The 20,422-nt window shown below is 62.4% G+C and carries 20 protein-coding genes; 14 read left to right on the forward strand and 6 right to left on the reverse strand.

The genetic code is table 11. The annotated features are described in order from the left end of the window. Positions 1–141: 141 nt before the first annotated feature. The 5 genes from AC07X9_RS16690 to AC07X9_RS16710 all read left to right on the forward strand — a co-directional run bounded on the left by AC07X9_RS16690 (position 142) and on the right by AC07X9_RS16710 (position 4,072). Positions 142–333, forward strand: coding sequence for a hypothetical protein (locus AC07X9_RS16690; RefSeq protein ID WP_017184010.1), 192 nt, complete (start codon positions 142–144; stop codon positions 331–333). Positions 334–485: 152 nt separating this feature from the next. Then, entirely contained in the window at positions 486–809 is a 324-nt protein-coding gene (locus AC07X9_RS16695; RefSeq protein WP_037514946.1) for a hypothetical protein, read from the forward strand. Between the two features lie 770 nt (positions 810–1,579). Further along, on the forward strand, positions 1,580–2,008 hold the full coding sequence (locus AC07X9_RS16700; RefSeq protein ID WP_017184012.1) for a hypothetical protein: 429 nt from the start codon (positions 1,580–1,582) through the stop codon (positions 2,006–2,008). 284 nt (positions 2,009–2,292) lie between these two features. Further along, on the forward strand, positions 2,293–3,678 hold the full coding sequence (gene fumC, locus AC07X9_RS16705; protein WP_017184013.1) for a class II fumarate hydratase: 1,386 nt from the start codon (positions 2,293–2,295) through the stop codon (positions 3,676–3,678). 49 nt (positions 3,679–3,727) lie between these two features. Continuing rightward, positions 3,728–4,072 (forward strand): hypothetical protein, encoded by a 345-nt coding sequence (locus tag AC07X9_RS16710; RefSeq protein ID WP_017184014.1) that lies wholly within the window; start codon positions 3,728–3,730, stop codon positions 4,070–4,072. Here AC07X9_RS16710 and AC07X9_RS16715 read toward each other — a convergent pair. Further along, positions 4,069–4,638: a DUF2585 domain-containing protein gene (locus AC07X9_RS16715; RefSeq protein ID WP_017184015.1), complete on the reverse strand. Its 570-nt coding sequence runs from the start codon at positions 4,636–4,638 to the stop codon at positions 4,069–4,071. The two genes, AC07X9_RS16710 and AC07X9_RS16715, sit on opposite strands and share 4 nt — an antisense overlap. Positions 4,639–4,689: 51 nt before the next feature. On the opposite strand from AC07X9_RS16715, the gene gmk reads away from it, so the two are divergent. Further along, positions 4,690–5,355 (forward strand): guanylate kinase, encoded by a 666-nt coding sequence (gene gmk / locus AC07X9_RS16720; protein ID WP_017184016.1) that lies wholly within the window; start codon positions 4,690–4,692, stop codon positions 5,353–5,355. Between the two features lie 13 nt (positions 5,356–5,368). On the opposite strand, the gene AC07X9_RS16725 is transcribed toward gmk, so the two are convergent. Beyond that, entirely contained in the window at positions 5,369–6,427 is a 1,059-nt protein-coding gene (locus AC07X9_RS16725; RefSeq protein WP_017184017.1) for a class I SAM-dependent methyltransferase, read from the reverse strand. Continuing rightward, a complete protein-coding gene (gene lgt / locus AC07X9_RS16730) occupies positions 6,417–7,283 on the reverse strand; it encodes a prolipoprotein diacylglyceryl transferase (RefSeq protein ID WP_017184018.1) in 867 nt (288 codons plus the stop codon). Before lgt ends, AC07X9_RS16725 begins: the two co-directional genes overlap by 11 nt. Before the next feature lie 283 nt (positions 7,284–7,566). Here lgt and AC07X9_RS16735 point away from each other — a divergent pair, with 283 nt between their 5' ends. From AC07X9_RS16735 to AC07X9_RS16750, 4 genes are read left to right on the forward strand one after another with little or no spacing between them, the layout of a single operon-like run. Next, complete coding sequence (locus AC07X9_RS16735) at positions 7,567–8,688, forward strand: Ppx/GppA phosphatase family protein (protein WP_017184019.1); 1,122 nt, start codon at positions 7,567–7,569, stop codon at positions 8,686–8,688. A gap of 10 nt (positions 8,689–8,698) precedes the next feature. Then, positions 8,699–9,403 carry an RlmE family RNA methyltransferase gene (locus tag AC07X9_RS16740; protein ID WP_019052925.1) on the forward strand — a complete coding sequence of 235 codons (705 nt, stop codon included), beginning with the start codon at positions 8,699–8,701 and terminating at the stop codon, positions 9,401–9,403. A 41-nt stretch (positions 9,404–9,444) separates the two neighbouring features. Beyond that, positions 9,445–10,953, forward strand: a complete 1,509-nt coding sequence (locus AC07X9_RS16745; RefSeq protein ID WP_086485921.1) for a YifB family Mg chelatase-like AAA ATPase — start codon at positions 9,445–9,447, stop codon at positions 10,951–10,953. Positions 10,954–10,960: 7 nt separating this feature from the next. Beyond that, on the forward strand, positions 10,961–11,329 hold the full coding sequence (locus tag AC07X9_RS16750) for a YkvA family protein (protein ID WP_017184022.1): 369 nt from the start codon (positions 10,961–10,963) through the stop codon (positions 11,327–11,329). Positions 11,330–11,534: 205 nt separating this feature from the next. On the opposite strand, the gene AC07X9_RS16755 is transcribed toward AC07X9_RS16750, so the two are convergent. The 3 genes from AC07X9_RS16755 to AC07X9_RS16765 all read right to left on the reverse strand — a co-directional run bounded on the left by AC07X9_RS16755 (position 11,535) and on the right by AC07X9_RS16765 (position 15,531). After that, on the reverse strand, positions 11,535–11,915 hold the full coding sequence (locus AC07X9_RS16755) for a bactofilin family protein (RefSeq protein ID WP_017184024.1): 381 nt from the start codon (positions 11,913–11,915) through the stop codon (positions 11,535–11,537). Continuing rightward, the gene (locus AC07X9_RS16760) at positions 11,896–12,981 is read right to left on the reverse strand and encodes a M23 family metallopeptidase (RefSeq protein ID WP_017184025.1); all 1,086 of its coding nucleotides are present in this window, start codon (positions 12,979–12,981) and stop codon (positions 11,896–11,898) included. The genes AC07X9_RS16755 and AC07X9_RS16760 overlap by 20 nt, the downstream gene beginning before the upstream one ends. A 261-nt stretch (positions 12,982–13,242) precedes the next feature. Beyond that, positions 13,243–15,531 (reverse strand): putative bifunctional diguanylate cyclase/phosphodiesterase, encoded by a 2,289-nt coding sequence (locus AC07X9_RS16765; protein ID WP_026002555.1) that lies wholly within the window; start codon positions 15,529–15,531, stop codon positions 13,243–13,245. A 368-nt stretch (positions 15,532–15,899) separates the two neighbouring features. Here AC07X9_RS16765 and rpsL point away from each other — a divergent pair, with 368 nt between their 5' ends. From rpsL to tuf, 4 genes are all read left to right on the forward strand, one after another. Then, the gene (gene rpsL, locus AC07X9_RS16770) at positions 15,900–16,271 is read left to right on the forward strand and encodes a 30S ribosomal protein S12 (protein ID WP_026002556.1); all 372 of its coding nucleotides are present in this window, start codon (positions 15,900–15,902) and stop codon (positions 16,269–16,271) included. A gap of 14 nt (positions 16,272–16,285) precedes the next feature. Beyond that, positions 16,286–16,756, forward strand: coding sequence for a 30S ribosomal protein S7 (gene rpsG / locus AC07X9_RS16775; RefSeq protein WP_017184026.1), 471 nt, complete (start codon positions 16,286–16,288; stop codon positions 16,754–16,756). A 160-nt stretch (positions 16,757–16,916) separates the two neighbouring features. Further along, complete coding sequence (gene fusA / locus AC07X9_RS16780) at positions 16,917–18,989, forward strand: elongation factor G (RefSeq protein ID WP_017184027.1); 2,073 nt, start codon at positions 16,917–16,919, stop codon at positions 18,987–18,989. Positions 18,990–19,120: 131 nt separating this feature from the next. Then, a complete protein-coding gene (gene tuf, locus AC07X9_RS16785; protein WP_017184028.1) occupies positions 19,121–20,311 on the forward strand; it encodes an elongation factor Tu in 1,191 nt (396 codons plus the stop codon). The last annotated feature ends 111 nt before the right edge of the window (positions 20,312–20,422 follow it).

Below are 20,422 nucleotides of genomic sequence, written 5' to 3' on the forward strand. Positions count from 1 at the left end.
AGCCGCCGGTCATCTTTAGGGCACGCGACACGATCGTGGGCGGGAATAGCTGCCTGTCGCCCATCGACCACTTATTGCCATTGAGATCACAATGGCGCTGGCCCGGTTGCTGACATTCAACGGGTCGGTTATCCTGCCGATATGGGCAAGCGCAGCGGTGTCATCGATCATGAAGAGGGGTTGGCCAAATTGAGTTTGGTCGAACTCGACAACGAAATCGCAAGGTGCAAAACGCGCTTGGGCATTGCCCCCAGCACTCAGCAGAAAAAACAATTTGAAAGCCGCATACACTGGCTTGAGAGCTTCCGACAAAGATATCACGCCGATAAGTGATGTGATGCTTTCGACCAAAAATGGTCACTCGATCATTGCCATTCGTATCACCGAAACCCGCCGCTCATTGAGATGGCAAGTCGAACGCTGAATAACCAAATCTAGTGGAAAGCGGTCATTGCACCGACAGCCCTCTGTAGTAGTTTGTGGCCGTGGAATTCGACGAACTACGCGGCCGCTTAGCGGCGATCTTGGCCGTTGAGGAACGACAGCCTACCGATTGGCTCGAAGTGGAACGGCTAGCGAGCCAGCTACAACGGGAACTGCCAATCGACGCCACGCCAGAGGCGGTGCATCGCTACCTTGATGATGCCGACATTCGCTTCCGCGACGACGCCTACGGAGCGAGGCAGCGACGCGAAGTGCGTCGATATGTTGATCTTGGAGAATACGACGACGGCATCCCCGTTCCGTGGTGGGGGTGCGCTCTGGTCCTTCTTGCTGGCGCAGGCGTAGTTAAGTGGCTGCTTCTCTAGTTGCGGGCACGGCAACAAGTGGGGCGTGAGCCGCCATCAGCACCGGAACGGCAAAATAAATGGTGGAAAGCGGTCGATCTGTAGCGGGTCGCGCATCAAACGAAGGAGGCACCGCACTTAGTGCATTTGTTCGGAAGCGGCAGTCTCACGCCGCCATGTTCCTTGCCCCAAAAACGCGTCCAAAACCGCTGGTCCTGCCTGAGCGCCTCTTCCGCTTCATAGTTCGTGAACGCTGGCCAGCGGCAGGTGTAGCATTTGATGCTGAACAACCAAACGCTCGGAAGAAACGCGACAAATCCGATTGCGGACGGCCACAGATAACCTAGGGGCCAACCGACAAAGGAGGCGAGAACGAAGAGGACAAAGGCGGCTGCTGCGGCCCATTGCCAACGTCGCGCGATGCGAAATCGCCTCGGAACCGCGCTGCACTCATCACTCATTCCGCCCCCCCGAACAACCGCGATCAATGGCACTGCCCCGAGTATATGGATGAGGAGGAATGTCCGCTACTGGAGCGATTGCTGCCGAATAATTTTTATCCGGGCAATGTTGGCTATCGGTGGTCATCTACCCAGAAGCTGACCGTCGTAAATCCACCCATGACGGCCCTCCCTAGAATCGCAGATTTGCGAGTATTTTCAGTGTTACAACCGGAACCACTTGTGAGAAAGTGGTTGATGAGAATGGTTAACGACTTTGCAAGGCGGACTGTCGCCGAACGACCATTGCAGACGTTACCACCTACGATGTAGCTTCACGCAATGACAAAGATGCGCATTATCGTGCTACCAATCATGCTCAGCCTGATGGCTCCGGTATCTGCATTTGCCTGTGCCGTCCGTCGCCCTCCACATGACCCCAGCAAGACGCCTTCCGATCTGATAATCGAAGGAAGAGCGGGGCGGATCGAAAGCGAAGGCAACAGGTCTTTCAACGCCACCACGATCAGGGTCGATAAGGTTTGGCTGGGGAGCACACAGCTTAAATCAGTTAGGCTCTCGTGGCCCACGGCGCCGATGATGTGTCCACCTGAACAGCCCCCGAAAAGCAGTTCACGATTGATGATTTACTTGCGTGAGGAGAACAATGAGCTTGTGCCGATTGGTTGGCTTTTCGTGAACAAAACGCCGAATAGGCTCGCGATTGAAGCAGCGAACGACATGGCAAGATATCGGGCTTCTATCGACAAGAGCAAATAGTCCGCCGACCACCCAACTCAGCCAACCATCATCCCGCTAGTCACGCGACGTATGAACACAGGCGCACCCCCCGTCGCCACTGTGCAATTCCCGCTGTCCTACATCGCCCCCCGGCGCTAACTCTCCATATGCGACATGGGCGAACTTAGCGAAGTTTCACACGCCATCCCCTCCAACCAACCCGCCCCGGTCACCGCTCTACTGACAACCCCTTGGATTTCCTTCCCCTCACCTTAAATCAGCATCAGATTTGCGAATGACTCTTAACTGAAAGGCGCCCCCAAATGCCCGCGACCCGCACCGAAAGTGATAGTATCGGCGCCATAGAGGTGCCAGCGGACGCCTATTGGGGTGCGCAGACGCAGCGGAGCATCGAAAATTTCCCGTTCGGCTCGATGGAGCAGATGCCGATTGGCATCGTCCATGCGCTGGCCATCGTGAAGCAGGCTGCGGCGCGGGTGAACCGCCATCATGGGCTGGTCGCCACCCAGGCAGACGCCATCGAAGCCGCCGCCGCCGCCGTGGCGGCTGGCCAGCATGACGATCAGTTCCCCCTCGTCATCTGGCAGACCGGCAGCGGCACCCAGTCCAACATGAACGTCAATGAAGTGATTGCCGGCATCGCCAATGAAGCGCTCACCGGCACGCGCGGCGGCAAGCATCCGGTCCACCCGAATGACCATGTCAATCTCGGCCAATCCTCCAACGACAGCTTCCCTACAGCGCTTCATATCGCGGCGGCTCTGGCCGTCACCAAAGCCTTGTTTCCCGCGCTAGACCGGCTCCATGCCGCGCTCGACGCGAAAGCGAAGGCATGGGATCATATCGTCAAGATCGGTCGCACCCATTTGCAGGACGCGACCCCGCTGACGCTGGGGCAGGAATTTTCCGGTTACGCGCATCAGGTCTATCGCAGTCGCAAGCGGATCGAACCCGCCGCCATGCACGGCATGATGGCGCTGGCGCAGGGCGGCACGGCGGTCGGCACCGGCCTCAATGCGCCCGAAGGGTTCGATGTCGCGGTCGCGGCGGAAATCGCCACCATCACCGGCCTGCCGTTCCGCACCGCCGACAACAAGTTCGAGGCGCTGGCGTCCAACGATCCGCTGGTTCACCTGTCCTCGACACTCGCCACGCTGGCCGTCGCGCTGACCAAGATCGCCAACGACATCCGCCTGCTCGGCTCCGGTCCGCGCTCTGGCCTGGGCGAACTGGATCTGCCCGCCAACGAACCGGGCAGTTCGATCATGCCGGGCAAGGTCAATCCGACCCAGTCCGAGATGCTGACCATGGTGGCGGCGCAGGTCATCGGCAATCATCAGGCCGTGACCGTGGGCGGGATGCAGGGCCATCTGGAACTCAACGTGTTCAAACCGATGATCGGCGCGGCAGTGCTGCGCTCGATCCATTTGCTGGCCGTCGGGATGGAAAGTTTTGCGGAACGCTGTGTCGAGGGGCTGGAGGCGAACGAGACGCGCATCGCCGAACTGGTCGATCGCTCGCTGATGCTGGTCACCGCGCTCGCCCCCGCGATCGGCTATGACAATGCCGCCGCCATCGCCAAGCACGCGCACAGGACCGGCCAGACGCTCAAAGCCGCGGGGCTTGAACTGGGGCTGGTGGACGCGGCGACCTTCGACGCGCTGGTGCGGCCGGAAAATATGACATGATCGACATCGGCATGGCGGAACCGCGCGCCGTCCGATACATTGACCCAGTATGAAAAAGCCTCTCGCCCCCAAAGCCCCGCGCGTCTCCGTCACCGCTCCCAAAAAGACCGGCCTGCTGCGCAAGGCAGCGCGCGTCGGCGCGACCGTCGTGGCCACGCGCGTCGCGGCCGATACCGGCAAGAAGGGCGTGTTCGGCCTGCTCGCCGGGATGGGGGCCAAGCGGATCATCACGCGCTATCCGGTCGGCGCGCTGGTCGTCACCGGCGCTTATATGGCGGGCAAGCTTTATGAGGCCAAGCGAGAGGTTGATCGCAAGCGCGCGATCAAGGCCCTGCCGGACCTCAGCAAGGAACCGGTGCCGATCAATGCCGCGCGCAAGGTGGCCAAGCCCTAAAGCGCGGCCTGCCACGTCCGGACGGCGTCCAGCGGAAAGGTCAGCATCAATATGTTGAGCGTCAGATTGTCGCGGATCACCGCGAGCGCCAGCAATTCGAACCCGACCGCCACCGCGACCGACAGCCAGACCGGCGCGCGCGAAGCGAACAGGAAGCCCAGCGTCATCATGCCAATGTCGCTCATCGAATTGAGGACCGAATCGCCACTATAGCCAAGCGCAATGGTCGCCGTGCGGTAGCGGTCGATGATGACCGGCGAATTCTCCAATATCTCCCAGGCCGACTCCACCGCCACGGCCAGCGCCAACCGCACCCCCATCGGGCGCTTGCGCAACAGCCAGAGGGTGGCGGGATAGAATAGCAGACCGTGAATGACATGGCTCAGGCTATACCAGTCGGCGATATGCTGGCTGTTGCCACTATCCAGCGCCCCGTGCCACAATTCGATCCGGCCACAGGTGCAGATCGGCGGCCTGTCCATCATCAGCAGCAGGGCGCAGCTTAGCAGGGCGATCAACCCCGCTGCGATCAACCCCCTGCGATGGACCATCCGCCTGTTGCGCATCCTGCCATTTCCCCCTCTTGCAAAAGCCCGCATCAAGCGGCACTAGCGGCCATGGCCGACAGCATCCTGATCGAAACGCCCGACTTCAAGCGGCGCGGCGTCCTCTTTGTCCTCTCCTCGCCTTCTGGCGCGGGAAAGTCCACCATTGCGCGCAAGCTGCTCGCCGCCGAACCGGATATGTCCATGTCGGTGTCGGCAACCACTCGACCGATGCGGCCGGGCGAAGTCGACGGCAAGGATTATCATTTCGTCGACCTGCCGGAATTCCGCCGGATGACCGCGGATCAGGAATTTCTGGAATGGGCCCATGTATTTGGCCAGCGTTACGGCACCCCCCGCGCGCCGGTGGAGGCCATGCTCAAAAGCGGGCAGGACGTGCTGTTCGACATTGACTGGCAGGGCGCGCAGCAATTGCATCAGATCGCCGGGGGCGACGTGGTGCGGGTATTCATCCTGCCACCCTCGATGGAGGAACTGGAGCGTCGCCTGCGCGGCCGCGCGACGGATAGCAACGAAGTCATTGACGGTCGCATGGCCCGCGCGGCGGGCGAAATCGCGCATTGGGACGGCTATGATTATGTGCTGTGCAATGTCGATGCAGATGATTGCTTCAGCCGCGTGCAGACCATCCTCCATGCCGAACGGATGAAGCGCAGCCGCCAGACCGGCCTGATTGGCTTTATCCGCAAGCTGGGCCGCTATCACCAGGACGATTGAGGACGATCCGCCGTCAAAAGCCTGCCGGGTCGGCCCAGTCGGGATGGACCCAGGCCATCGCCTTGAACAGGCTGCCCATCGCATCGGCACTGGTCAGCCGGGCGCGCGCGACCTCTATTTCAGCGGCGCGCGCAGGATGTGTGCGGGCCAGTTGCTCGGCGCGGGCGTCAATCCCTAGATCGCGCAGATACGGCCCCTGATCGACCGGGCCTGACACCCGCAATCCCGCCTGCCGCGCCATATTGCCGATGATGGTGAAGTCGACATGGGTGGTCAGGTCGACCTCGCCAGGATCGGCGAAGGGATCGGCAAATTCATGCGCCTTCACCGCTTGCAGCGTATCGCCCAGCAACGGCCCGGCATAGCCATAGTCGATGATGATCGCCGCACCGCCCTGCTTGGCGATCCGCTGCGCCAGTGCATAGGCGATCCCCGCGCCCACGATCGGCGTTTCGATGATCGCCCCGTCCTGCGCCTGCGCCGCGATTGGTGGCAGGCCGGATTCGATGCGGCGATAGCCAGGAACGGCGACAAAGCGCCCTTCTTCTTCGCGCCGGATGACGACCCGCTCGCGCCATTCCTCGCCCACGCGAATGCACTGGCGCACCGGCAGCGCATCGAAAAATTCGTTGGCGATGACCAGCAGTGGCCCGTCGTCAGGCAGGCTTTCGATACTGTCATGATGGGTGACATGGGGCAGCAGTGCGCGCTGCCGTTCGCGCAAGGTGGGGCTGGTCTCGACGAAATGAACGCGCGGCGCGAGGGCGGCGCTCTCCATCGCGCGCAGTGCGTCGGCGGCCAATGTGCCGCGTCCCGGCCCCAGCTCGGCATAAAGCGGCCCAGGCTTGCGCCCCGACCGCATCCACACGTCCGCCAGGCACAGCCCCACCAGTTCGCCGAACATCTGGCTGATTTCCGGCGCGGTGGTGAAGTCGCCATCCGCGCCCAACGGGTCGCGGGTGGCGTAATAATGCTGGTTCGCCTCCGCCATGAAATGCGCGACGGAGATCGGCCCGCCCGCGGCAATCTGGCGTGAAAGCCGTTCAGCCAGGGTCAGCGGCTCAGCTGACACTCGCGTTTCCGGCGATGGGCTCCACCCGCGCGCGACGCCCCTTCGACGTGACGATCAGGTAGAGCCCGCCCAAGATCATGGGCAGGCAGAGCCACTGACCCATATGCAGGCCGGTACGCGCGGCAAATTCCATCAACTGCGCGTCCGCTTCCCGCACATATTCGACGCCGAACCGGAAAATGCCATAGCCCAGCAGGAAAATGCCCACCAGTTTCCCCGGCTGATAGCGCGCGCGCGTGCGCCAGAAGGCGAAGGCCAGGATGGCGAACAGGACAAGCCCTTCCAGCGCGGCTTCGTACAACTGGCTGGGATGGCGGGGATAGGGGCCGCCGGTCGGGAAGATGATGCCCCAGGGAACATCGGTTTCCTTGCCCCACAATTCACCATTCACGAAATTGGCGAGGCGCCCGAAGAACAGGCCGAAGGGGACGCAGCAGGCGACATAATCATGGATGCGCAGCCAGCTGAGCTTCTCCTTGCGCGCCATGTAGAGAATACCGAGCGACACGCCCGCCGCGCCGCCATGGAAGGACATGCCGCCATTCCACAGCTTGAAGATGTCGAGCGGATGCGCAAGGATTTCCGGCTGGTAGAAGATCACATAGGCTAGTCGTCCGCCGATGATGATCCCCAATGTTGCATAGAAGATCATGTCGTCGGCATGGCGGCGACCCATGGGCGATCCGGGCTGGGCGATCAGCTTGAGCAAATACCAGTAGCCGATCAAGATCCCCGCCAGATAGGCGAGACTGTACCATTTGAGCGTGAAGAAGCCGAGGTCGAGCGCAACCGGGCCGACGCCCAGATCGTCAAAGCGGATCGCGCCCGAAGCGGCAGCGGCAATGTCCAGGATCAATTCGGCTTCCTCTTGGCAATAGGATTGTGGCCATAGAAGGATTTTCAGTCAGATGGAATCATCTGATGGCACTCAAATCACGGAAATCCAAAAATCCCCGACAGGCCGGACAGTATGGGGGGCGTTGCTCTTTTCGCCAGATAGGCGGGCCTCATCCTTGATCCGTTCCGCATTTCATGGAGGGCAGGGCGCGCGCCTTGCGCATTGTCGCGTATCTGCTTAAGCATGGTTCCCAAGTTCTGGCTCCGCATTGGGGCTGGCGATATGTGAAGCGAGTTACGGCATGGTGCAGCAAAGCCGCCCATCGCCGCAGAGTTCCGGCCCGACCGGCCGTTATGCGGGCAAGCGCGCCGCTTCCGGTCCGGGCGATGGGAGCAGGGCTGCGGCCATTCCTCCCCCGTCAACGCAGCGGGGCTTTGCGCCTTATGGCGCGCGCGAACGGCGATCCTATGCCGCGATCGACCTTGGCACCAACAATTGCCGCCTTTTGATCGCCAAGCCGTCGGCTGACGGTTTCATCGTCGTCGATGCTTTTTCGCGGATCGTGCGTCTGGGCGAGGGGCTGGCGTCCACTGGCCGGATCAGCGACGCGGCGATAGACCGGGCGATCGCTGCCCTGTCTGTCTGCGCGGACAAGCTGCGCCGCCGCCATGTCACGCTGGCGCGATCGGTAGCGACCGAAGCCTGTCGCCGTGCCAGCAACGGCGCTGAATTCATCCAGCGCGTCTATCGCGAAACCGGCATAGCGCTCGACATCATCAGCGCGGAGGAAGAGGCGCGGCTTGCTGTGCTGGGGTGCCATGCCTTGCTGGAACCGGGCAACGGCCCGGCCCTGATCTTCGACATTGGCGGTGGATCGACCGAATTGGTGCTGGTCGATGCTCAGGGCTCGTCGGGCGCGCCGCGCATTGTCGATTGGGTAAGCGCGCCATGGGGCGTCGTATCGTTGACCGAGAGCGAGGCGTTCGAGCATGACGATGCCGATGCGCGGCTGGCCGCTTATGGTAGGATGCGCGCGCGGGTCAGCGATGCATTCGCGCCGCTCGCGCGCCGCCTGCCGCAGGCGGCGGAGGACATCCGCCTGCTCGGCACGTCCGGCACGGTGACGACGCTGGCAAGCCTGCATCTCAACCTGCCGCGCTACGATCGGCAGGCGATTGACGGGCTGATCGTGCCCTGCACCTCCATGCGGTCCATTTCGGAGCGGCTGTCGACCATGACGCTGGGCGAACGGCAGAAGCTGCCCTGCATCGGCACCGAACGGGCCGATCTGGTGGTGGCGGGTTGCGCGATACTGGAATCGATCCTCGACATCTGGCCTGCGCAGCGGCTGGGCGTTGCCGACCGGGGTATCAGGGAAGGCATTTTGCGCGGGCTGATGGACCGCGACGGGAGAATGATGTGAAGGGCGCCATATGAGAGGATCTGGCGCAGGCAAGGTGCGGGTCAAGAGCGCGAAGGGCCGCACCGCGCAGTCGGTGCGCTGGCTGGAACGCCATCTGAACGACCCCTATGTCCATAAGGCCAAGGCGGAAGGCTGGCGCAGCCGCGCCGCGTTCAAGCTGATCGAACTGGACGAGAAATTCCATTTCCTGAAAGGGTCGCGCGCGGTTGTCGATCTTGGTGTCGCGCCGGGCGGCTGGTCGCAGGTGGTGCGCAAGCTGGTGCCCAAGGCGGCTGTCGTGGGTATCGACCTGCTGCCGGTCGATCCGATCGGGGGTGTCACCCTGTTCGAGATGGACTTCATGGATGACAAGGCGCCGCAGCTTCTGCGCGATGCGCTGGGGGACGCGCCGGATCTGGTGATTTCCGACATGGCGGCCAACACCGTGGGCCATCCCCAGACCGACCATCTGCGCACCATGGCGCTGGTCGAGGCGGCGGCCTGGTTCGCGGTTGAAAATCTGCGCAAGGGTGGCACGTTCGTAGCCAAGGTCTTTGCGGGCGGGACCGACGGCGAACTGCTGGTGCTGCTCAAGAAGAATTTCACGACGATCAAACATGCCAAGCCCCCCGCCAGCCGCAAGGGCAGCGTGGAATGGTATGTCGTGGCGCAAGGGTTCAAGGGGCGACCCGATGAACCGGCGCGGGACCGGACAGGCGCGCCGATCGCCGAATAGGGCCGGATGGCTGACGCATAGCGGAAGGAAGCGGGGGTCACTTGGTCGCAACGGTATCGACGGTCGCTTATCTGGGTCTGGAGGCGCGGGGCGTCGAGGTACAGTGCCAGTTGGTTCCCGGCCTGCCCAATTACATCGTCGTCGGCCTGCCGGACAAGGCGGTGGCCGAAAGCCGCGAGCGAGTGCGCAATGCCATCGCCGCCATCGGCCTGTCGCTGCCGCCCAAGCGGATCACGGTCAACCTTTCCCCCGCCGACCTGCCCAAGGAAGGGTCGCACTATGACCTGCCGATCGCACTGGCGCTGCTGGGGGCGATGGGGGTGATCGATGCCGAAACGCTGTCGGGCTATGTTGTCGTCGGCGAACTGGGTCTGGACGGCCGCACCGCGCCATCGCCTGGCGTGTTGCTGGCCGCGCTGCATGCGGGCGAACAGGATATGGGGCTGGTCTGCCCGGTAGCGCAGGGGGCCGAAGCCGCCTGGGCAGGGCAGATAGAGGTAGTCGCTGCCCCCGATCTGCTGAGCCTGCTCAATCATTTCAAGGGCACTTCGGCATTGTCGCCGCCGCAACCGGGCGCTGTCGAAGCGCCGGTTCGCACCGCTGACCTGAAACAGGTCAAGGGGCAGGAAACGGCCAAGCGTGCCATAGAGATTGCTGCGGCAGGCGGTCATAATCTGTTGATGGTCGGGCCGCCGGGCGCGGGCAAATCGCTGATGGCAAGCTGCCTGCCGGGCATATTGCCCGAACTGACACCGGGCGAAGCGCTCGAAACGTCGATGGTGGCGAGCGTCGCGGGGACGCTGGAGGGCGGGCGGATCAGCCGCGCCAGGCCGTTTCGTACCCCCCATCACAGCGCGTCGATGGCGGCATTGGTCGGCGGCGGGCTGCGCGTGCGACCGGGGGAGGTCAGCATGGCGCATCTGGGTGTGTTGTTTCTGGACGAACTGCCAGAGTTTCAGCGCGCTGTGCTGGATTCGCTGCGCCAGCCGCTGGAGACGGGCGAGGTGACGGTGGCACGCGCCAATGCTCATGTGACCTTCCCGGCAAGAGTGCAATTGATTGCCGCCATGAATCCCTGCCGCTGCGGGCATCTGGGCGATCCGGCGCTCGCCTGTTCGCGCGCGCCGCGTTGTGCGGCGGATTATCAAGCCAAGGTTTCCGGGCCGCTGCTCGACCGGATCGACCTGCATGTCGAGGTGCAGGCGGTGACCGCTGCCGATCTGGTGCTACCGCCGCCGGCGGAAGGTTCCGTTGAGGTCGCCGCGCGCGTCGCCGCTGCCCGCGCGGTCCAGACCGCGCGCTATGGCGACGGCAAGGTGCGTACCAACGCCGAAGTCGATGGCGAGGCGCTGGAACAGGTCGCGGGGCCGGACGAGGCAGGCCGGCAGTTGCTGGCGCAGGCCGCCGCCGCGATGAAGTTGTCGGCCCGCGGCTATACCCGCGTATTGCGGGTCGCGCGGACGATTGCCGATCTGGCCGGGGCGGAAAAGGTCGGGCGCGTGCATATCGCCGAAGCGCTCAGCTATCGCCGGCGCGCGCCGGTGAACTGACACAGCGATGCTCGCCGCGCTCAAAGCCTGGGCCGGGCGGCTGAAGCGGGAAGTCTTGGCATTGTGGATTGCCGCGCGCAGCCCCGATACGCCATTGCCCGCACGGCTGATCGCCCTGCTGGTCGCCGCCTATGCGCTCAGCCCGATCGACCTGATCCCGGACTTCATTCCAGTACTGGGGTTGCTGGACGATCTGCTGATCGTGCCGCTCGGTATTGCGCTGGCGGTCCGTTGCATCCCGGCCGCGCTGATGGCGCGCTATCGGATCGAGGCGGCGGCGCGTGCCGACCGGCCATCGAGCCGCACGGGCATGTTCATTGTGCTGTTTCTGTGGGGCGTGGGGCTGGGCGCCTGTGTGCTTTGGCTGGCCGGCTGACGGATCAGGGGATTGGCTGGACGCTCATCAGCGTGAAAAGGCCGATGGCGACGCCGCCAATCGCAAAGCCGATCAGAAAGCGGCGAATATCCGGCCAATAATCGGGCGTGTCCATGGTGTCGTCTCCCCATGTCGATGACGGGGGAGGGGTATCGCTGCGATGCGGCTGCTACCAGTGACAAATATGGTTAGGGGGAGGGGATGATCAGGCCGCGCCGTCGCCAGCGATCAGTTTGAGTTCCGTGACCGGGCTATGGTCCTCATGCGCGAAATGTCCTTCGATCCGGCTGCCCGGTTCGATCGTTATCCGTTCATAGCGCACGTCGCCTGTAATCCGGGCCGTGCTCTCGACCACCAGTTCCTGCGCGGCAATCGATCCGTCGACAAGGCCCGCCAGGCGCGCGCTCTGCGCGGTGACATGGCCGACGATGCGGCTGTCTGGACCCTGCACCAGCGCGGCACAGCTGATGTCGCCTTCAACCGTGCCGTCGACATGCAGGTCGACCGATGCAGTCAGATTGCCGCTGATGGTCACATCACTGCCGATCAGCGAAAAGGGGGTGTTTTTAGCCCCGGTTGCCGACATCGGCGAAACGCGCTTTTGCGATTTGCTGGACTTGGAGAACATCTTGGCGGGCCTCCAGAAAACGACGCGGGTTGATGGCCTGGCCATTCAGCCGGACCTCGAAATGCAGGTGGGTGCCGGTCGAACGGCCAGTCGATCCCATGCGGCCGATCGTGTCGCCGCGTGAAACCGACTCGCCCACGCGACCCACAAAGCCGGAAAGATGGGCATAACGGGTCATCAGGCCATTGCCATGTTCGACCTCGACGACATTGCCATAGCCCTGACGCTGGCCCACGAAGCTGACCTTGCCACCAGCGGCCGCGTGAATGGGTTGACCATAGCGGCCGGGAAAGTCGATTCCGGCATGGAAAGCGGCATGGCCGTTAAACGGATCGCGGCGATAGCCATAGGAACTGGTCTGCATCGGTGCCGTGGTGGGCTTGCCCGACGGGATGGTGAGCAGGCTGCGCTCCAGCAATTCCATGCGGTTGAGCGCGCTGGCCAGCTCTTCCAGCTCGCCGGTCATCGCACCCTTGTCGCCCTTCCACGGGACGAAGGGGCCGCCCTGCGCGCGGGCGGCGTTGCGGGTCAGGCTGTCGGGGTTCAGGCCAAAGCTGCGGATCGCGGCGGCGGCCTTGTCTGCGCGCCGCTCGACCGCGCTGGTCAGCATCATCGCGAACTGACGCTGCCGCTGGGCCAGTCGGACGAGAGGCGCGGCTTCGGGGGCCATGCTGATCTTGGCCGTCAGCTTGCCCTTCTCGCCGCTCTTGGCCGGGCCGACCAGATCGGCGCCCGCGGCATTGCCGTCCTCCGCACCGAAATGCGTCTTGTAGAGTTCATCCATGAAATCCTGGCGCGCTTCCAAGTCCTGCGCCAGATCCTCGACCGATTTGCGATAGTCCGCGACCTTGTCCGCTGTGCTGGCGACGGCCTTGCCCTGTTCGGCGAGCCGTGCGCGCTCCTGCGCCACAGCGGCTTTGCCAGCGAGCATAGAGATGGTTGCGCCGCCCCAGCCGATCAACGCGGTGGAGGCGATGGCAATAGCGGCAAGCTGCGCCCGGCGCGAGATTCGCAGGAACTTCACCTGCCCCCCGGAGCGGAGAAAAATCTCCCGCTCAGGGCAAAGCGCGTTCAACCGCGCGCGGAGAGCGGCGGCTCCCGTTTTGCTGTTCTGCGACAATTGCGACCCCGCACTCTTATTCGAGTCGGGCCGATAGCAAAGCATTGCGAACTAGGCGAATCCGTCGTTGCGGAGTCGTGACGAGTCGAAGCCTCAGCGCGGCGAAATGATTGGGGCCTTTATTTGTTCCTTGCCGTCGAAAACAATTTTCAGCGCTGTTTCAATCTATTTGAGGGCTGGGCTGGCGAGTTTCTGTTTTGCCAGCAGCTCTGTTATGGTCGCCGCAGGCATGGCTGCGCCAAAATGATAACCTTGGCCATAATGGCATCCGCCCGCGCGCAGATAATCGACCTGACTGCTATTCTCCACCCCTTCGGCCACGGTACGGATACCCAGGCTATAGGCCAGGTTCAGCACCGTGCGGACGATGGCGGCGTCGTCCGGGTCCGTCTCCAGATCGCGGACGAAGCGCTGGTCGATCTTGATGATGTCGATCGGAAATTGCTTGAGGTGGGAGAGGGATGCGTAGCCCGTCCCGAAGTCATCAAGGGCAATGGACACGCCCGCTTTGCTCAGGCGGTGCAGCACCTGACCGACACGGTCGGCATTGCGACCCAGAAAGACCGACTCGGTGACCTCCAGTTCGATCATCGTCGGCGACAGGCCCGCCTGCGCCAGCCGCTCCAGCAAATGACCCGTGAAATTGTCATCGTTAAGGTCCGCGCCCGACACATTGAGGGCGACATGACCAACGTCCAGCCCGGCATCGCGCCAGCGGGCGCAGTCGGCAATGATGCCGGCGATCATCTGATTGGTGATCGCCGGTCCCAGTTCGGGATGCTCGAACGCCGCAGCGATGTCGGCCGGCATGATGACCGTTCCATTGCCGGTCGGGCAGCGGAACAGCGCTTCGAACCCGATGATCGCGCCGGTGTCGAGCGCGATCTTGGGCTGATACCAGGGGCAGGGGTGTTCCTGCGCCAGAACATGCCGGGCACGGTCGAGCATCGCCGTTTCCCGGTCCCAGCTTTCCAGCAGGTCCGGCCCGAATATGGTTGCGCGGCCCCGGCCGTTATTTTTGGCATGATAAAGGGCGATGTCGGCATGTTTGACCAGCGCGGTCACATCCTCGCCATGGTCGGGGAACAGCGCCACGCCGATGCTGACGCGAGATTCGATCGGTCGGCCGCGATAGTCGAGCGGCGCGTGCAGATGATCGGCGATGCGCGTCAGGATCGACTGAAGCGCGTCGGCATCGGGCAGGCGGGTCAGCAGCACGGCAAATTCGTCGCCGCCCATCCGCGCGACCAGATCACCCGGCCGCAGCGCTTGGCGCAACCGTCCGGCCACGGCGCATAGCAGCGCGTCGCCCGCATCATGTCCCGCCGTGTCATTGACACGCTTGAATTCATCCAGATCGATCAGCAGGACCGCGAGTTGCGTCCGGTCGTTCGATGCCGCGGTCGCCTGCGTCACGGCGGCCATGAAATGCGCGCGGTTGGCAAGGCCGGTCAGCGCGTCCGTCATGGCGAGGCGTTCGAGATGCCGTTCGGCCTGCTTGCGTTCGGTAATGTCGACCACGCTGGTCATGAAGCAGGGTTCGCCGTCGATCACGATCGGGCGGGCGGACAGCATTGCATGGCGGATGGCCCCGTCGGCGCGGCGCAGCCGACACTCGAAATTGTCCACCGCTCCGCCGCGCTGTAGCGTAGCGAACAGCTCGTCGCGCACCGGCAAATCCACATAGGTTTGCTCGGCATTATCGAGCCGGACGTCATGTCCCGCTCCATAGGCATCGATGGCCGCGCGGTTTAGATGCAGGATTTGACCGTCATAGCGTGTGACCAGCAAGGGTAACGGCACAGCCATGAACATGCGCTGCAACGTATCGCGGCTGTTGGCCAGTTCCAGCTGTACGGCCTGCGCGACCTGCCCGGCGGTCCATTCCTGCCGCTGAAGCCGGTTGTTGCGCGCGATCGCGATGCACATGCCGCAATGGAGTATCAGCATGGCCAGAACCATGCCCGGCATGGTGGAGGACAGCGGGGCAGGGGCGAGATAGCCGATCAGCAGCACGATGCCACAGGCCAGCCCGCCGCCGACATTGCCGCGATAACTGGTTGGGACGACCAGATAGAAAACCAGCGGCAGCATGACGAGGACGAAGATGGCGATGTCGCTGCGCGAACTCACCAGAAAGGCGACGCCGATGGCGGTTACGACCTGCCAGGCGAAGCAGATGCGTTCAACCGCCCGAAAGCTTGTCATCCGACGGGTTAGCCACAGGCTGACGATCGACCAGATAATCACGGCCAATCGCGCCGGCACGGCGACCCAGAAATGCGCGGTCCCGGCAAAGCGCCAGTCGCTCAACAGGAACAGCGTGTTGAGAATCGTGGAAAGAATGAAAAGATTGCGGGCATGACGCCGCGATTCGGGCAGGCGCTCGGACTGGAACGCCGACTCCCGCTCGGCCAGGCGAAATTCGCCGCTGATTGTCGAAAGCCCGTTCACGTCCAGTCCAGTTAAGGCGCCCCGTTGGTGCCGGGGGCTAAAATAGGGCAGGCACGGTTAGCAATTCCCTAACCAGCGTCCTTTGACCCTGCCAGATCAACGGGATGGCCAGGCGGTCGGCGATCGGCTTGACCCTTTGCCCCGGCATCGCTATAGGCCCGCCTGCCCAGCGGTCTGCCGCGTCGAGACTCGTCTCCTCGCATCATCCCACGCGGGCAATACAGAGCTGAACATTACCGGATGCTCTTGCGGCTCCAGGGGGGTATTGCACCCGCCGGGGCCTTTGCTGTTTGGAAGCGACATGTTTCCCGGCCGCACTGAAACGCAGGGATGTTGCGGTAAAGTAACTGAAAAAGGTGAAGGGCTTCATGCCAACAATCAACCAGCTGGTCCGCAAGGGCCGCGAACCGCAGAAGGCCAAATCGAAGGTCCCTGCCATGGATGCGAACCCGCAAAAGCGTGGCGTTTGCACCCGCGTCTATACCACGACCCCGAAAAAGCCGAACTCGGCGCTCCGCAAGGTTGCCAAGGTTCGCCTGGTCAACCAGCGCGAAGTCATCACCTATATTCCGGGTGAAGGTCACAACCTTCAGGAACATAGCGTCGTGCTGATCCGTGGCGGTCGTGTGCGAGATCTTCCGGGCGTGCGTTACCACGTTCTTCGCGGCGTTCTGGATACCCAGGGCGTCAAGGATCGCAAGCAGAGCCGTTCCAAGTACGGCGCCAAGCGTCCTAAGTAAGGGGAGAACAACCTATGTCACGTCGTCGTCGCCCCGAAAAGCGCATCATCCTGCCCGATCCCAAATATGGCGATCAGGTTCTGTCGAAATTCATGAACTCCATCATGCAGGACGGCAAGAAGGCTGTTGCTGAATCGATCGTTTATGGCGCCCTGGAAACCGTCGAGGCCCGCGCCAAGAAGGATCCGATCGGCATGTTCCATGACGCGCTGAACAACATCAAGCCGGGCATCGAAGTTCGCAGCCGCCGCGTTGGCGGTGCGACCTATCAGGTTCCCGTCGAAGTGCGTCCTGAGCGTTCGCAGGCCCTGGCCATTCGCTGGCTGATCGCCGCAGCGCGTAACCGCAGCGAAACCACCATGGCCGCCCGCCTGTCGGGTGAACTGATGGATGCAGCCAACAACCGCGGCAACGCGGTCAAGAAGCGCGAAGACACGCACCGCATGGCGGAAGCGAACCGCGCCTTCTCGCACTATCGCTGGTAAAAAGATTGGCGGGGCGGCGTTCAATCGGCCGCTGCCCCGCCTATCGCTCTTAAAAATCCATCCGTTCGTCGTGGGCCTACCCATGGCGGACGGATTGGTTTAGGGGCCACGCAAGAACACGAATCCCCAACCGCCGGTGCGCCGGCAACGGAGAAGCATCATGGCCCGCAGCCATCCGCTCAAACTGTATCGCAATATCGGCATTATGGCCCATATCGACGCCGGCAAGACGACTACGACCGAGCGTATTCTTTATTATACCGGCAAGTCCTACAAGATCGGCGAAGTCCATGACGGCGCCGCGACGATGGACTGGATGGAGCAGGAGCAGGAGCGCGGGATCACGATCACCTCGGCTGCGACGACCTGTTTCTGGAACGGCCACCGCATCAACATCATCGATACCCCCGGCCACGTCGACTTCACGATCGAAGTTGAACGTTCGCTGCGCGTGCTCGACGGCGCGGTTGCCTGCTTCGACGGCGTTGCCGGCGTTGAGCCGCAGTCTGAAACCGTGTGGCGCCAGGCGGACAAGTATAAAGTTCCGCGCATGTGCTTCATCAACAAGCTCGACCGCACCGGGGCCGACTTCTATTATTGCGTGCAGTCGATCATTGATCGTCTGGGTGCGCGTCCCGCCGTTCTGTATCTGCCGATCGGCTCGGAAAGCGATTTCAAGGGTCTGGTCGACCTGGTCGAGAACCGCGCGATCATCTGGAAGGATGAGTCGCTGGGTGCCGAATTCTTCTTTGAAGAAATCCCCGCCGACATGGCCGACAAGGCGGCGAAATATCGCAGCGACCTGATCGAGCTGGCCGTCGAGCAGGACGATGCGGCGATGGAAGCCTATCTCGAAGGCACCGAGCCCGACACGGCGACGCTGAAGTCGCTGATCCGCAAGGGCGCGCTCAACCAGTCGTTCGTGCCCGTCGTTTGCGGTTCGGCGTTCAAGAACAAGGGCGTTCAGCCCCTGCTCGACGCAGTCGTCGACTATATGCCGAGCCCGCTCGACATTGAAGACGTGCAGGGCGTCAAGATGGACAGCAACGAGCCGGACAGCCGTCCCGCGACCGACGATGCGCCCTTCAGCGCGCTGGCGTTCAAGGTGATGAACGACCCGTTCGTGGGTTCGCTCACCTTCATCCGCATCTATTCGGGTACGCTCGTCAAGGGCACTTACCTGAACTCGGTGAAGGACAAGAAGGAAAAGGTCGGGCGCATGCTCGAAATGCACGCCAACGAACGTAAGGACGTTGAAGAGGCATTTGCAGGCGACATCATCGCGCTGGCCGGCATGAAGGAAACCACCACTGGCGACACGCTGTGCGCCGAGCGTCAGCCGATCGTGCTGGAGCGGATGGAATTCCCTGAACCGGTTATCGAACTGTCGGTGGAGCCCAAGACCAAGGCGGACCAGGAAAAGATGGGCATCGCGCTCAATCGCCTGTCGGCCGAAGATCCCAGCTTCCGCGTGTCGACCGATCATGAATCGGGCCAGACCATCATCAAGGGCATGGGCGAACTTCACCTGGAAATCCTCGTCGACCGCATGCGTCGCGAGTTCAAGGTCGAAGCCAATGTCGGCGCGCCGCAGGTGGCCTATCGCGAATATCTCGCGAAGAAGGTCGACATCGACTATACCCACAAGAAGCAGTCGGGTGGTTCGGGTCAGTTCGGCCGCATCAAGGCGACCGTCATTCCTGGCGAGCGTGGTTCGGGCTACCAGTTCTTCGACGAGATCAAGGGCGGCAATATTCCCAAGGAATATATCCCCTCGGTCGAAAAGGGCTTCCGTGAAACCGCGCTGACCGGTCAGCTGATTGGCTTCCCGATCATCGACTTTGAAGTCCATCTCTATGACGGCGCCTATCACGACGTCGACTCGTCGGCTCTGGCGTTCGAAATCTGCGCCCGCGGCGCCATGCGCGAAGCGGCTCAGAAGGCGGGCATCAAGCTGCTGGAACCGATCATGAAGGTCGAAGTCGTCACCCCGGAAGATTATCTGGGCGACGTCATCGGCGACATGAACAGCCGTCGTGGCCAGATTCAGGGCACCGACAGCCGTGGCAACGCACAGACCGTCGATGCCATGGTCCCGCTGGCCAACATGTTCGGTTATGTGAATACGCTGCGCTCTTTCACCCAGGGTCGGGCCAGCTATTCCATGTCGTTCTCGCACTATGACGAAGTGCCGCAGAATGTCGCTGACGAGGTGAAGGCCAAGATGGCCTGAAAATCCTGATCCGCCCTGTGCGAACGGGGCGGTTAGGGCTTTCATTATGCAAATTTGCTGCTATGGACGCGCCTTCGCAAGGCGCGGCCGAGCGGTCAAACCCATCGGATTTGATTAGAAGGTAGGATAAAATGGCGAAAGCTAAGTTTGAGCGGACGAAGCCGCATTGCAACATCGGCACCATCGGTCACGTCGACCATGGCAAGACCTCGCTGACCGCAGCGATCACGAAGGTGCTGGCCGAAACCGGCGGTGCGACCTTCACCTCGTATGACAACATCGACAAGGCGCCCGAAGAGCGCGAGCGCGGCATCACCATTTCGACCGCCCACGTCGAATATGAAACCGAGCTGCGCCACTATGCGCACGTCGACTGCCCCGGTCACGCTGACTATGTGAAGAACATGATCACCGGTGCTGCCCAGATGGACGGCGCGATCCTGGTCGTGTCCGCCACCGACGGCCCGATGCCCCAGACTCGCGAGCACATCCTGCTGGCTCGTCAGGTCGGCGTGCCGCAGATGGTCGTGTTCATGAACAAGGTTGACCTGGTCGACGATCCGGAAATTCTGGAACTGGTCGAACTGGAAATCCGCGAGCTGCTGTCGTCCTACGACTTTGATGGCGACAACATCCCCATCATCCCTGGCTCGGCTGTTTGCGCGCTGAACGGCACGAACCCTGAAATCGGTCACGACGCCGTGCTGAAGCTGATGCAGTCGGTTGACAGCTGGATCCCGCAGCCCGACCGTCCGGTCGACAAGCCCTTCCTGATGCCGATCGAAGACGTGTTCTCGATCTCGGGTCGTGGTACGGTTGTGACCGGCCGCGTTGAAACCGGCATCGTCAAGGTTGGTGAAGAAGTCGAGATCGTCGGCCTCAAGGACACCCGCAAGACCGTCGTCACTGGCGTCGAAATGTTCCGCAAGCTGCTCGACCAGGGTGAAGCTGGCGACAATATCGGTGCGCTGGTTCGTGGCGTTGGCCGTGAAGACGTTGAGCGTGGTCAGGTTCTCTGCAAGCCCGGCTCGATCAAGCCGCACACCGAGTTTGAATCGGAAGTCTATGTGCTGTCGAAGGAAGAGGGTGGCCGTCACACGCCGTTCTTCGCCAACTATCGTCCGCAGTTCTACTTCCGCACCACCGACGTGACCGGCGAAGTCGTTCTGCCGGAAGGCACCGAAATGGTCATGCCCGGCGACAACGTGAAGCTCGGCGTCAAGCTCATCGCCCCGATCGCGATGGAGCAGGGTCTGCGCTTCTCGATCCGCGAAGGCGGCCGGACCGTCGGTTCGGGGGTTGTTTCGGCAGTCACCAAGTAATATAGGCAGCGAGCCGCGCGGGTCATCTGATTCGCGCGGCTCGGATTTTAACCGCCTCGGACCGATCCTCGCCGGCTTCGCGCTAGAGGATTAAACGGGGCGGTTTGTTTT

Source organism: Sphingobium sp. GW456-12-10-14-TSB1 (assembly GCF_059424385.1).